At 73.5% G+C, this 13,126-nt stretch carries 7 protein-coding genes; 4 read left to right on the top strand and 3 right to left on the bottom strand.

The features are described 5' to 3' along the window. Nucleotides 1–108: 108 nt before the first annotated feature. Nucleotides 109–675 (top strand): hypothetical protein, encoded by a 567-nt coding sequence (locus tag ABT106_RS27260; protein ID WP_351282359.1) that lies wholly within the window; start codon nt 109–111, stop codon nt 673–675. A gap of 113 nt (nt 676–788) precedes the next feature. On the opposite strand, the gene katG is transcribed toward ABT106_RS27260, so the two are convergent. Beyond that, nucleotides 789–3,020, bottom strand: a complete 2,232-nt coding sequence (gene katG / locus ABT106_RS27255) for a catalase/peroxidase HPI (protein ID WP_351282356.1) — start codon at nt 3,018–3,020, stop codon at nt 789–791. 277 nt (nt 3,021–3,297) lie between these two features. Between katG and ABT106_RS27250 the strand changes: the two genes are divergently transcribed. Continuing rightward, nucleotides 3,298–3,708 (top strand): Fur family transcriptional regulator, encoded by a 411-nt coding sequence (locus ABT106_RS27250; protein ID WP_351282353.1) that lies wholly within the window; start codon nt 3,298–3,300, stop codon nt 3,706–3,708. 316 nt (nt 3,709–4,024) lie between these two features. Here the strand turns inward: ABT106_RS27250 and ABT106_RS27245 are convergent, their stop codons facing one another. Continuing rightward, a complete protein-coding gene (locus ABT106_RS27245; protein ID WP_351282351.1) occupies nt 4,025–6,580 on the bottom strand; it encodes a galactose oxidase family protein in 2,556 nt (851 codons plus the stop codon). Nucleotides 6,581–6,824: 244 nt separating this feature from the next. Here ABT106_RS27245 and recQ point away from each other — a divergent pair, with 244 nt between their 5' ends. Beyond that, a complete protein-coding gene (recQ, locus tag ABT106_RS27240) occupies nt 6,825–8,834 on the top strand; it encodes a DNA helicase RecQ (RefSeq protein ID WP_351282348.1) in 2,010 nt (669 codons plus the stop codon). Nucleotides 8,835–8,929: 95 nt separating this feature from the next. Here the strand turns inward: recQ and ABT106_RS27235 are convergent, their stop codons facing one another. Continuing rightward, complete coding sequence (locus ABT106_RS27235; protein WP_351282346.1) at nt 8,930–12,223, bottom strand: right-handed parallel beta-helix repeat-containing protein; 3,294 nt, start codon at nt 12,221–12,223, stop codon at nt 8,930–8,932. Between the two features lie 185 nt (nt 12,224–12,408). On the opposite strand from ABT106_RS27235, the gene ABT106_RS27230 reads away from it, so the two are divergent. Further along, nucleotides 12,409–13,126 (top strand): S8 family serine peptidase (locus tag ABT106_RS27230; protein ID WP_351282344.1); only part of this gene is annotated, 718 nt, incomplete at its 3' end.

Here is a 13,126-nt window from a genome sequence, read left to right as displayed (position 1 = left end):
CCCGCCTTCGGCCGACCGGCCGACGGCCGTACGGTCCGCCGCGGTGACGGCTCCCCGTGGCCGGGGAAGGGGCTGTGCGTGCAGCCCACCGCCCAGAGGAGACCGCGCATGGCCCGACGTCCCGCCCTGGTCCTCACGACGGCCGCCGCGCTCGCGCTGGCCGTCGCCGTTCCCGCCGCCGCGTCCGGCCCCACCGGGGCGGAGCGGGGCAGAGCCGCCGTCGAACGCGGCGTCACCTACCGCGCGACCGCCCCGTACCAGATCCACGCGAACGGGGTGAAGGCCGGATACGTCCCGGACACGTACTGCGTCGCGAACCGGACGGGCCCCGGCGCGCTCGGCTACCCGCACTTCAATCACGCGTACGACAACTCCGTGGACCCGGCGAAGCCCGCCGCCCTGTACTACGAGGACGACGGACGAGGCGGCAAGCGCCTCGTGGGAGTCCAGTGGCTGGTCTACGACCGGGACCAGAACACGGCCACGGACGACGACCGCCCCACGATGTTCGGCCGCGCGTTCAAGGGGCCGCAGCGCGGCAACTTCCCCGGCCAGCCCGTCCACTACGCCCTGCACCTGTGGCTCTGGAAGGCGAACCCGAAGGGCGTGTACGAGACCTACAACCAGGCGGTGGCCTGCCTCCCCGGCACGACCCGACCCCAGCCGGCCGCCTGAGCCGACGGGCCGTCCGCCCCGGTGGGCGGCCCGCCCGGCCGCGACGGCGGACGCCCGGGCCGCGGCCCGACGGGCCGGGCCCGGGCGTCGTGATCACGACCCGGCTGCCGGGGTCAGACGAGGTCGAACCGGTCCAGGTTCATGACCTTGTCCCAGGCGGCGACGAAGTCCTTCACGAACTTCTCCTTCGCGTCGTCGCCCGCGTAGACCTCCGCGACCGCGCGCAGCTCCGAGTTGGATCCGAAGACGAGGTCGGCGCGGGTGCCGGTCCACTTGACCTCGTTCGTGGCCGAGTCGCGTCCCTCGAAGGTGTTCGCGTCCTCGGACGTCGCCGTCCACGTCGTGCCCAGGTCCAGCAGGTTGACGAAGAAGTCGTTCGTCAGCGTTCCGGGCGTCGTGGTGAACGCGCCGTGGGCCGTCTGATGGTGGTTGGCGCCCAGGACGCGCAGACCGCCCACGAGGACCGTCAGCTCGGGGGCGCTCAGGGTCAGCAGGTTCGCCCGGTCGAGCAGCAGGTACTCGGCCGGCAGCCGGTTGCCCTTCCCGAGGTAGTTGCGGAACCCGTCGGCGGTCGGCTCGAGCGCGGCGAAGGACTCCACGTCGGTCTGCTCCTGGGTGGCGTCCGCGCGGCCCGCCGTGAACGGGACCCGTACGTCGAACCCGGCCTCCTTGGCGGCCCGCTCGACGGCGGCGCCGCCGGCGAGCACGATCAGGTCGGCGAGCGTGATCCGCTTGCCGCCCGTCTGGGCGCTGTTGAAGGACTCCTGGATCCCCTCCAGCGTGCGCAGCACCGCCGCGAGGCGGTCGGGCTCGTTGACCTCCCAGCCGCTCTGCGGCTGCAGGCGCACACGGGCGCCGTTGGCGCCGCCGCGCTTGTCGCTGCCGCGGAAGGACGAGGCCGAGGCCCAGGCGGCGGACACGAGCTGGGACACCGACAGGTCCGAGTCGAGGACCTGCTGCTTGAGGGCGGCGACGTCCGCGTCGGTGACGAGCTCGTGCGTCACCGCGGGGAGCGGGTCCTGCCACAGCAGCGTCTCGGCCGGGACCTCGGGGCCGAGGTAGCGGACGACCGGGCCCATGTCGCGGTGGGTCAGCTTGAACCAGGCGCGCGCGAAGGCGTCGGCGAACGCGGCCGGGTTCTCGTGGAAGCGACGCGAGATCTGCTCGTAGGCCGGGTCGATCCGGAGCGAGAGGTCGGTCGTCAGCATCGTCGGCGCGTGCGTCCGGGCCGGGTCGTGGGCGTCGGGTACGGTGCCCGCTCCGGCGCCGTCCTTCGGCCGCCACTGGTGCGCGCCGGCGGGGCTCTTGAACAGCTCCCACTCGTAGCCGAAGAGGATGTCGAAGAAGCTGTTGTCCCAGGTGATCGGCGTGTTCGTCCAGATGCCCTCGAGACCGCTGGTGATCGCGTCGGCGCCCTTGCCGGTGCCGTACGTGTTCTTCCAGCCGAAGCCCTGCTGCTCGATCGGTGCGGCCTCGGGGTCGTCGCCGACGTGGTCCGCGGGGCCCGCGCCGTGGGTCTTGCCGAAGGTGTGGCCGCCCGCGATCAGAGCGACGGTCTCCTCGTCGTTCATCGCCATCCGGCGGAACGTCTCGCGGATGTCGCGGGCCGCGGCGAGCGGGTCCGGGGTGCCGTTGGGGCCCTCGGGGTTGACGTAGATGAGGCCCATCTGGACCGCGCCGAGGGGGCTCTCCAGGTCACGGTCCCCGGTGTAGCGCTCGTCGTCGAGCCAGGTGGTCTCCGGGCCCCAGTAGACGTCCTCGTCGGGCTCCCAGACGTCCGCGCGGCCGCCGGCGAAGCCGAAGGTCTCGAAGCCCATCTGCTCGAGCGCCACGTTGCCGGTGAGGATCATGAGGTCGGCCCACGAGAGGCTCTGGCCGTACTTCTTCTTGACCGGCCACAGCAGGCGGCGGGCCTTGTCGAGGTTGCCGTTGTCCGGCCAGCTGTTGAGGGGCGCGAAGCGCTGCTGTCCGGCTCCGGCGCCACCGCGGCCGTCACTGATGCGGTAGGTGCCCGCGCTGTGCCAGGCCATCCGGATCATGAACGGGCCGTAGTGGCCGAAGTCGGCCGGCCACCAGTCCTGCGAGGTCGTCAGCACCTCGGCGATGTCCTGCTTCACCGCGGGGAGGTCGAGGGTCTTGAACGCCGCGGCGTAGTCGAACTCCTCGCCGAGGGGATTGGCCACGGCGGGGTTCTTCGCGAGGATCTTCAGGTTGAGCCGCTCGGGCCACCACTGCCGGTTGCCGCCCCCCTGCGTCGGGTGCGGGGCGCGCTCGTGCGCGACCGGGCAGCCACCTCCGCCCTCCGTCTTCGCGTCTACGACGATTGCATCATGGTTCTCAGACATGGGAATCCTTCCGGACCAGGCGGATCACGGTGCTCAGGAAGTGCGTGCGGTGGAGGAGCCGGGACGCCGTTCCGGCGTCGTGCGGCTCCTCGGTGGTGGTCCTTCACGGCGCTGACTCCCGCCGCTCCGGACTCTTCCTGCCCCTTGGCTATCTACGGAACCGATCCTACAATGGACAGAATCCAAGTCAAGAAGGACACCAATCCCATAGTCCATCGGATCCCGGACGCGCACCGTGAACTCCGGGATCCAGCCGAACCTGAATGGGTGAGCCGACATGAGTGACCTGCTGGAGCGACTGCGGGGGCGTGGCTGGCGGATGACGGCTCAGCGACGTGTCGTTGCGGAGGTCCTGGAAGGCGACCACGTCCACCTCACGGCGGACGAGGTGCACGCGCTCGCGGTGCTGCGGCTGCCGGAGATCTCCCGGGCGACCGTCTACAACGCGCTGGGCGAGCTGGTCTCCCTCGGGGAGGTCGCGGAGGTCTCCACCGACGGCCGCGCGAAGCGCTACGACCCCAACGCGCACCACCCGCACGAGCACCTCGTGTGTTCGCGCTGCGGGCTCATCCGCGACGTCCGCCCGACGGGCGACCCGCTGGCCGACCTGCCGGCCGAGGGGCGGTTCGGCTTCACCGTGTCCGGGGCCGAGGTCACCTATCGCGGGCTGTGCCCGGCCTGCGCGTAGCCGCCGCGGCGCCGGCCGGTGTCGGGGGCTCGTCAGGACGACGAGCTGCCGGGTCGCGCGGGTCGACTCGACGTAGCGGCTCTCGCTGCCGGAGGACACCTCCGACCGGCTCGACGACGCCGACGCGCCGGCGCTGCCCGCCCTGGTGTGGAGGGCCGCGCCCGGTCCCGCCGTGCGTGAGCCGCTCGCGCACGGCCGACGGGCCTTCGCCGCCGGGCCCGGACCCGCTGCCGGGCCCGGACCCGGGGCCCGGCTGACGGAGGACCCGGGTCCGGAGGGCGGTGTCCGGCCGTTCAGGGCCGGGCACCGGCGCGGGTCAGGAGACGGTGATGAACCGTGCGGTGCTCGGGACCCCCTGGGCGTCGAGGGCGAAGAGCATGTAGGTCCCCGGCAGGACCACGCCCGGGTCGGCGGGAAGGGACACGGTGTACGCCCCCGGTCCCGTCGCGGCGGACACCAGCGGGACCCGCCGCTGGTCGTTGTCGGTGGAGTGGGTGGCGGCCGCGGCCCGCATGAGGACGAACGAAGCCACCGGCCCCTGGGTGCTCACCGCGAGCGACGTCCCCGGAGCGGCCCGCGAGGGCACGCCGCCGGTGATCACCGGCCGCGGCTTCGGCGAGCCGTCCGCGTTCAGCAGGTACGGCGGGGTGAAGACGGCCCCGTCCGGGTGGTTGGTCGCGCAGTCGCCGCACAGGCCGCCGCCGCCGGAGAAGATCCGTCCGTCCGGCAACAGGTTGGCCACGCTGTGGTAGTTGCGCGGTACGGCCATGGTGGCGAGCGGGGTGAAGGCGCCGGTCGACGGGTCCCACAGTTCGGGGGTCAGGACCGAGGTCGCGTCGCTGAACGGCACCGGGAAGGACTGTCCGCCGAAGACGGCCACCTTGCCGTCGGGCAGGACGACGCTGTTGCTGAACCCGCGGGCGTGCTCCATGTCCCCGGTACGGGCGGACTGGACCTGGCCGCCGCCCGTGACGCTCACGGTGTAGGCGCGCGGGGTGGCGGGGGTCTTCTCGTAGGCGGGGGAGCCGCCCAGGGTGAGCAGTTTGCCGATGTCGTAGGCGACGCCGTTGCCCGTCATCGCGTCGGGGCTGTCGGCGCGCGGACCGGCGCCGGTGATGCTGCCCGCGCCGCTGGTCGTGATCAGGTTCATCTGCTTGCTCGGGCCGAACTGGAGCACCTTGCCCGCCGAAGTGGCGTACAGCCACATGTGGTTGTCGGCGCGGTAGGGCCCGGCCGGGTCGGCCGTCAGCGCCGGGGAGGCGGGGACGCCCGGCAGCGTCCGCCAGGTACGGGTGTCGGGAGACCAGACCTCGCCGGCCTTGTCGCCCGCGGCGCCGCTCCAGGATCCGCCCAGGACGAAGGCTTCACCGGTGGAGAGGAGCGTCATCGCCTGGTAGCCGCGGGCGATGTTCATGCTCGTGGTGGAGGACCACTGGTCGGTGGCCGGGTCGTAGATGCTGGCCTTCTCCGCGTTGCTGCCGCCGGTGACCAGGACGCGGCCGTCGGCCAGCATGGCTATGCCGGGACAGAACATGTCGTGGCCGGTGTTGTCGATGCGGCGCTGGGTGACCTTGCCGGTCTTCAGGTCCAGGATCGCGGTCTGCGTGTAGCCGTTGCTGCCGCCGAAGCGGTCGACCGCGTACGCCGACCAGGCCAGCAGCTTGTCGCCGGGCAGGGCGGCGGTGGCGACGGGAACCAGCGGGAAGCCGGTGATCCGGTCCCAGGCGCCGTGGGCGGCGGGGCTGGCCGGCCCGCTCAGGCGTATCTCCCCGGCGGAGGTCCACGGGCCGCGTCCGCCGGCCTCGGTGGTCACCGTCAGGCGGACGAAGCGGGCGGTCTCGGCGCGGGTGAAGGTGGCGGTCTTGACCGTGTCGTCGTCCCGCCAGGTTCCCGAGGCGACCGGCGCGCCGAAAGCGGAGCCGTCGGTACTGGTGCTGACGGCGTACGTGCCGGCCCGGCCGTTGGGCCCGTCCGGCCGGGGGTGGTAGACGAGCGCGGACACCGCGGTCGTGCGGTGCATGTCGAGGGTGATGCTGTGGGGCAGGGGAGCCGCGGTGCCGCTCCACCTGCTGTGCCAGATCGTGGTGGCGTCACCGTCCAGGACGCGGGCGGCGCGGCCGTTCTCGCCGGTGGTCTCCTCGTCGCTGGCCGTGGCCGTCCACCCGGTCCGGGCCAGGTCGACGGTGGCGGCCGGGGTGCCGGGGTCGCCCAGCAGGTTGATCTCGGCCGCGGAGGTCCAGGGCCCGCGGGCGCCGGCCTCGGTGAGGGCCGTCAGCCGGACGAAGCGGGCACCCTGCGGGGCGAAGCCGAGGGTCTTGGTGCTGCCGTCGTCGGCGAGGGTGCCGGTGGCGACCGGGGCACCCCAGCTCTGGCCGTCCGCGCTGACGCTGAGGGCGTACTCGCCGACGCGTCCGTTGGCCCCGTTCGCCCGGGGGCGGTAGACCAGGGCGGAGACGACCGCCGTGCGGTGCATGTCGAGGGTGATGCCGTGGGGCAGGGGAGCGGGGGAGCCGCTCCACTTGCTGTGCCAGATCGTGGTGGCGTCACCGTCGAGGACGTGGGCGGCGCGGCCGTTCTCGCCGGTGGTCTCCTCGTCGCTCGCCGTAGCCGTCCACCCGGTCCGGTCGAGCAGGGGAGCCGTCGGCTCCATGGCGTTCGCCGGGGCGATGCCGTGGTGCGGTGACTGCGACGCCGGCTGCCGCTCGAAGGGCGCGGGGACGGGCCGGGGCGCCGCGGCGCGGCCTGCCGCGGCCTGGCTCGCGACGCCGAGCCACGGTGTCGCCCCGATCAGCAGGGAGCCGAGGCCGAAGGCCACGAGCAGATGGGAGCGCCGTAACGCGCGGATGAAGGCGGGGGAGCGCCTGGACTGCAATCTGACCTCCTGGAACGGGCGGGCATGGCCCGTAGAACATAGGTCAGAGCGTCACGAACTCGCCCTGAGTGCAGGAGAGTTGGCGTGAAACCGTGAGATCGTCCGGTGAGGTCGTGCCCGCCGGGTCACGACGGCGGGGTCCCGCGGCCGCGCGGCCGGGCGGGCCGGCCGCGGGTCGGTCCCGTCGTCCACAGGTTCCGGCGTGCGGCGCCGGGGTGTCGGCGGGTGCCGTTAGGCTTCGAGAATGGCCCTTCCGGACGCTTCCCCCGATACCTCCGATGCTCTGCAGGTGCTGCACCGCGTCTTCGGATACAGCTCCTTCCGCGGTGAGCAGCAGGAGATCATCGAGCAGGTCGTCGGCGGCGGCGACGCCCTCGTGCTCATGCCGACCGGCGGCGGGAAGTCGCTCTGCTACCAGATCCCGGCGCTCGTCAGGGACGGCACGGGCATCGTGATCTCGCCGCTCATCGCGCTGATGCAGGACCAGGTGAACGCGCTCACCGCCCTCGGGGTGCGGGCCGGATTCCTCAACTCGACGCAGGACCCGTACGAGCGGCAGGCCGTGGAGCGGGCCTTCCTCGCCGACGAGCTGGACCTGCTCTACCTGGCTCCCGAGCGGCTGCGCACCGAGAGCGCGCAGCGGCTGCTCGACCGGGGCAAGGTGTCGCTCTTCGCGATCGACGAGGCGCACTGCGTCGCCCAGTGGGGCCACGACTTCCGGCCCGACTACCTCGCCCTGTCCATGCTGCACGAGCGCTGGCCGAAGGTGCCGAGGATCGCGCTCACCGCGACGGCCACCGAGGCCACCCACGCGGAGATCGTGACGCGGCTCGGCCTGGAGGACGCCCGGCACTTCGTCGCCAGTTTCGACCGTCCGAACATCCAGTACCGCATCGCTCCGAAGAACAACCCGCTCAAGCAGGTGCTGGAGCTGATCCGCACCGAGCACGACGGGGACGCCGGAGTCGTCTACTGCCTCTCGCGGGCCTCGGTGGAGAAGACGGCGGCCTTCCTGGTGGAGCAGGGCATCGACGCCGTCGCCTACCACGCCGGAATGGACTCCCGCGCGCGAGCGGCGAACCAGGCGCGCTTCCTGCGGGAGGACGGGGTCGTGGTGGTCGCCACGATCGCCTTCGGCATGGGCATCGACAAGCCGGACGTCCGCTTCGTGGCCCATCTCGACCTGCCGAAGTCGGTCGAGGGCTACTACCAGGAGACCGGCCGCGCGGGCCGCGACGGCGAGCCGGCCACGGCGTGGCTGGCCTACGGGCTGCAGGACGTGGTCCAGCAGCGCAAGCTCATCGAGGGCTCCGAGGGCGACGACGCCCGCCGGCGTTCGCTCGGCATGCACCTGGACGCCATGCTCGCGCTGTGCGAGACGGTCGACTGCCGCCGGACGCGGTTGCTCGCCTACTTCGGGCAGTCGGGCGAGCCGTGCGGCAACTGCGACACGTGTCTGGCGCCCGCCGAGTCCTGGGACGGGACGGTCGCGGCGCAGAAACTGCTGTCCACGGTGTGGAGGCTGGCGAAGGAACGGCGCCAGAAGTTCGGCGCCGGCCAGATCGTCGACATCCTCCAGGGGAAGAAGACCGCCAAGGTCATCCAGTTCGACCACGACGGGCTCTCCGTGTTCGGCATCGGGGCGGACCTGAGCACCGCGGAGTGGCGCGGGGTCGTGCGCCAGCTCCTGGCTCAGCGGCTGCTGGCGGTGGAGGGCGACTACGGGACCCTGGTGCTCACGGAGGACAGCGCGGAGGTGCTGGGAGGCCGCCGCACCGTCCAGATGCGCAAGGAGAAGGCGCCCGCCGCGCCGTCCCGGAAGGAGTCCGGATCACGCTCCGGGAAGGCCGCCCGCGTACCGGTCGACCTGCCCGCCGAGGCCGAGCCGGTCTTCCTGGCCCTCCGCTCCTGGCGGGCCGCGACGGCGCGCGAGCAGGGAGTACCGGCGTACGTCGTCTTCCACGACGCGACGCTGCGGGAGATCGCGACGCTGCTCCCCGGCACGGCGGAGGAACTGGGCACCATCGGCGGGGTCGGCGAGGCCAAGCTCACCAAGTACGCCCAAGGCGTCCTGGACACCCTGGCGCAGTGCGCCACCCCCGGGCCCGCCCCCGCCGCGCCGGATGCCGAGCCGTCGGCCCCGGCCGGTCGCGCCGCCGCGGCGGCCGCGCCGGTGGCGGTGGCGCAGGCTCCGGACGAGGAGGAGCCGCCGTACGACCTGGACGAGCCGGCGCCCTGGGACGACTGGCAGTAGCGGAGCCGCGCGGCGTCCGCCCCGGAACCCGCCCCCCGGGAGGTTCCCGGGCGCGGGCCCGCGGCGGCTCGGCCCGCGGGGGTGTCGCGGCGCGGTCAGACCCGGGTCCGCCGGGTTCCCGGCAGGTCCTCCGGCAGCAGCAGCCGCAGGTCCTCCAGGCCGGGGGCCGCGAACGAGCCCAGGCGGCGGGCCTGTTGCGTCATCATCTCCTCCACCAGGCGGCGGCCCGTCCGGGCGTTGCCGAAGGTGCGGTCGCGCGGCAGCGCCGCCACGTACGCGTGCAGCGCCTCCACGGTGGGCGGCGGGCAGTCGTACCCCGAGTCGGCCGCCTGCGCGGTGATGATCCCCACCAGCTCCTCGGCGGTGTAGTCCTCGAACTCGACCGTGCGGGTGAAGCGCGAGGTCAACCCGGGGTTGGAGTCCAGGAAACGGCGCATTTCGACGGTGTACCCGGCGGCGATGACCACGATCTCGTCGCGGTGGTCCTCCATCAGCTTGAGCAGCGTCTCCACCGCCTCCCGGCCGAAGTCCGACGGCGATCCCTCCGGGGTGAGCGTGTACGCCTCGTCGATGAACAGCACACCGCCCAGGGCGCGTTCGAAGACCTCCTTGGTGAGCTGCGCGGTGTGGCCGACGTACCGGCCGACGAGGTCGGCGCGGGCCACCTCCACCAACTGGCCCTTCGGGAGCACACCGAGGGAGTGCAGGATGTCCGCGTACAGCCGGGCGACGGTGGTCTTGCCGGTGCCGGGAGGGCCGGAGAACACCAGGTGCTGGCTGATCCTCGGTGCGGGCAGTCCGGCGGCCCGCCGCTGCCGGGCGGTGGCGAGCAGGTGCACCTGGTCGGTCACCGCGCGCTTCACCGCGGAGAGACCGATCATCCCCTCCAGCCGGCCGAGCAGTTCCTCGGAGCTGCCGGCGCCCCGCTCGGCGTCGCCCTGGTCGACGGCCACGTCCTCGGGCAGCAGCAGCGACAGATCGCTCTCGGCCGGGTCCCGCATCGAGCCCAGCCGGAACGCCTGCCGGTCCACCATCTCCTCGAACACCCGCCGTGCCGCACGGCCGTTGCCGAAGGCCGCGCCCCGCTCCATCCGGCCGTAGTGGCCCGCCAGGGCGTCCAGGGTGCTCGGGTCCAAGGTGTAGTGGTGGCCCTCGCACATCCGCTCGGTGATGGTGACCAGCTCCTCCACCGAGTAGTTCGCGAAGTCGATGGTGCGGGTGAACCGGGACGCCAGCCCGGGGTTGGAGTCCAGGAAGGCGGCCATCTCGTCGGTGTAGCCGGCCGCGATGACCACCACCTCGTCGCGGTGGTCCTCCATGAGCTTGAGCAGCGTGTCGATGGCCTCCCGGCCGAAGTCGGCGCCCCCGCCCTTGCCGTCGGACAGCAGGGTGTACGCCTCGTCCAGGAACAGCACCCCGCCGAGGGCCTCCTTGAACGCCTCGGTGGTCTTGATCGCCGTACCGCCGATGACCTGCGCGACCAGATCGGCCCGGGAGACCTCCACCAGATGGCCGGAGCGCAGCACGCCCAGCTCGGTGAGGATGCCGCCGTACAGCCGGGCCACGGTGGTCTTGCCGGTGCCGGGCGGCCCGGAGAACACCAGGTGGCGGCTCATCGGCGGCATCGGCATGCCCAGCCGGGCCCGGCGCTGCGCGAGCTGGTTGAGGTTGACCAGGGTCCGTACCTGGTGCTTCACGTCGCCGAGGCCGATCAGCGACTCCAGCTCCTCCAGCGGACCCCGCGGAGCGGCGCGGGCCGGGCCGCGCGCGTCCCCGGGGCCGCCGGCGCCCCACGCGTCGGGCGCGCCGTTGCCCGCGCTGGTCAGGTTCTCGACGGTGAGCCGGTCGCCGGCGCGGGTCTGCTTCAGGCCCGCACCCCGGTTGTCGCGCACCGAGCAGCCGGTCGCGGTGACCGGCTCGGCGCTGTCCACCCGTATGCCGTCGCCGAGGCTGCCGCCGGCCAGACAGGAGTCCAGCGCGAGCCGGGCGCCGTCGGAGGCCATCACGCCGTGCGCGCCCGAGTCGGTGATCTCCGTACGCAGGAGCGACAGTTCGCCGCCCTTGTCCACCCCGATGCCGGAGGCGCCGGAGGCGTGCACCCGGCAGTCCCGTACGGTGCCCAGCCCGTCCGCGCCGACCCGGATGCCCGCGTCCGCCGCGCCGCGCACGGCACTGTCCCGCAGGTGCGGGTTGCCGCCCGCGGCGATCCGCACCCCGCACGCCCCGGCGCCGTCGATCTCGCAGTGCTCCAGCCGTCCGCGGCCGTCGTCCACGACCTCCACGCCGTGGCCGCGGGCCGCGGTGACGCGGGCGTGCCGCAGCAGCGGGTTGCCGCCGCCGCGGATCAGGATCCCGGTACCGGCCGCGTCCACGACGTGCAGGCGGTCGAACTCGGCCACCGAGTGGTCGTCCAGCACCACGGCGCCCTGGGGGTCGGCGCAGTCCCGCACGGTGGTGTCGGTCAGCGCGGGGGCGCTGGAGCCGATGACCCGGATCGCCGGACCGCCGGCCGCGTCGAACTCGCACTCCCGGTACACGCCACGGGACCGCTCGGTGACGGCGAGGCCGTTGCCCTTGGTCCGCGAGGTGCGGCAGCGCACCAGTTCCGGGGCGGCGCCGGAAGCCACCACGATGCCCGGGCCCGCGGTGTCGCTGACCGTGACCTCCTCCAGCACCGGGCGGGAATCGCTGGTCACGTACACGCCCACGGCCGCGCCGTGGATCCGGGTCCGCAGCACGCGGGTGGCGCTGCTGCCCTCCAGCGCCAGGGCGGGCTTCTCGGTACCGGTGATCTCGCAGTCCTCCACCAGCCCCTGCGCCTCGCCGTTGGCGAGCACCCCGTTGCCCCGGGCGTCCCGGATGCGGCAGTCGCGCACGGTGGTGCGGGCCTGCTCGCCGATGACGACGCCCGAGGTGCCCAGGTTCTCGATGACGCACCCGGACACCACGGTCCCGGTCGGCGCGGTGTCCACCACGCCCGCCCCGACGGGGTTGCTGACCCGGCAGTCCCGCATGGCGAGCGACCCGGACTCGCGGGCCAGCAGGGCCGTCCAGCCGGAGCCGACGACCGTGCAGCCTTCCATGGCGACCTGGCCGCGCACGGCGTCCACCACCGGTACGTCCTCCGAGCCGCCGCGCAGGGTGAGGTCGCTCAGCATCACGGCGTCGGCGACCAGGGAGAGGGCGCTGCCGCGGCGGGGGCAGATCTCGACGCTGCCGCGCTCGCCGTCGGCGACGATGGTGACCCGGTTGCGGACCGTCAGGTTCTCCGGGTAGCGGCCCGGGCGTACCCGGATCACCGCTCCGGTGCGGGCCTGTGCCAAGGCCTCACCGATGGTCCGGAACCCCTGCGGTTCCTCCGGGCTGACGGTGAGCAACTGCCGTGACACGCTGGTCCTCCTCGCTCCGGCGCCGTCTCCGCCCCCCACGGGGGCGTCGTGGCGCACCGCTTGCAGGCTACGTGAGGGACGGCGTGATCTACCAGGTGGAACAGGGCAGTTCACGCCGCGTCCGGCGGATGCGGGCCGAATGTCCGCCGCTGGACGCCGCGTTGCCACGCCCTAGGATGCGCGTCATGAGACACGCGCCCTCCCGTGTACCGGCGTCGGCGGCCGCACTGGCCGCGCTGCTGCTCTGCGCCGCCTGGCCGGTGCCCGCGCTGGCGGACTCCGATCCGGTCGCACTGCCCGTGGTCCGCACCGTGCTGGAACCGGGCGAACCCTGCGCGGCGGCCTCGGGCCAGGTCGCCGAGGTGGAGCCCTGGCCGGTACGGGCGCTCGGTCTGGCCCGCGCCCGGCGGGTCTCCGCGGGCGCGGGGGTGACCGTCGCGGTGGTCGGCACCGGTGTGGGAGCCGGGGTTCCGGCGCTGGCCGGCCGGGTCCGCCCCATCGGCCCGGCGGGGGTGGACTGCGTGGGCCACGGCAGCTTCGCCGCCGGACTGATCGCCGGGGCGCCGCTCCCCGGGGTGGGCGCGGTGGGTGTGGCGCCCGCGGCGAGCCTCCTGGCGGTACGGGGCACCGACGAGCGGGGCGCCGTCACACCGGAGTCGCTGGCCGCGGCGATCCGCACCGCCGCCGACGAGGGCGCCGGGGTGGTGTACGTCGCCTCGGCGCTGCCGGCCGGTGACGCGGTGCTCACGGAGGCGGTCGCGTACGCCGCCGGGCGGGACGCCCTGGTCGTCGCCCCCTTCGCGCCCGACGCGCTGCCCGGCGCGGGCGCCGGGGGGAGCTCCTGCTTGATCGTCAGGACGTCCTGCTCGCCCTGGTCGAAGAAGTTGGTCTTCAGCAGGGGGG

It is taken from the genome of Streptomyces sp. NPDC002044 (assembly GCF_040296725.1).
Classification (GTDB): domain Bacteria; phylum Actinomycetota; class Actinomycetes; order Streptomycetales; family Streptomycetaceae; genus Streptomyces; species Streptomyces antarcticus.
The sequence above is the reverse complement of the archived record's forward strand: the minus strand, read 5'-3'. Positions and strand labels throughout refer to the sequence as shown.

Bases quoted from the DNA above. Each gene is read 5' to 3' on its own strand.
- ABT106_RS27260 (WP_351282359.1), top strand. From the start codon at position 109: ATGGCCCGACGTCCCGCCCTGGTCCTCACGACGGCCGCCGCGCTCGCG.
- katG (WP_351282356.1), bottom strand. From the start codon at position 3,020: ATGTCTGAGAACCATGATGCAATCGTCGTAGACGCGAAGACGGAGGGC.
- ABT106_RS27250 (WP_351282353.1), top strand. From the start codon at position 3,298: ATGAGTGACCTGCTGGAGCGACTGCGGGGGCGTGGCTGGCGGATGACG.
- recQ (WP_351282348.1), top strand. From the start codon at position 6,825: ATGGCCCTTCCGGACGCTTCCCCCGATACCTCCGATGCTCTGCAGGTG.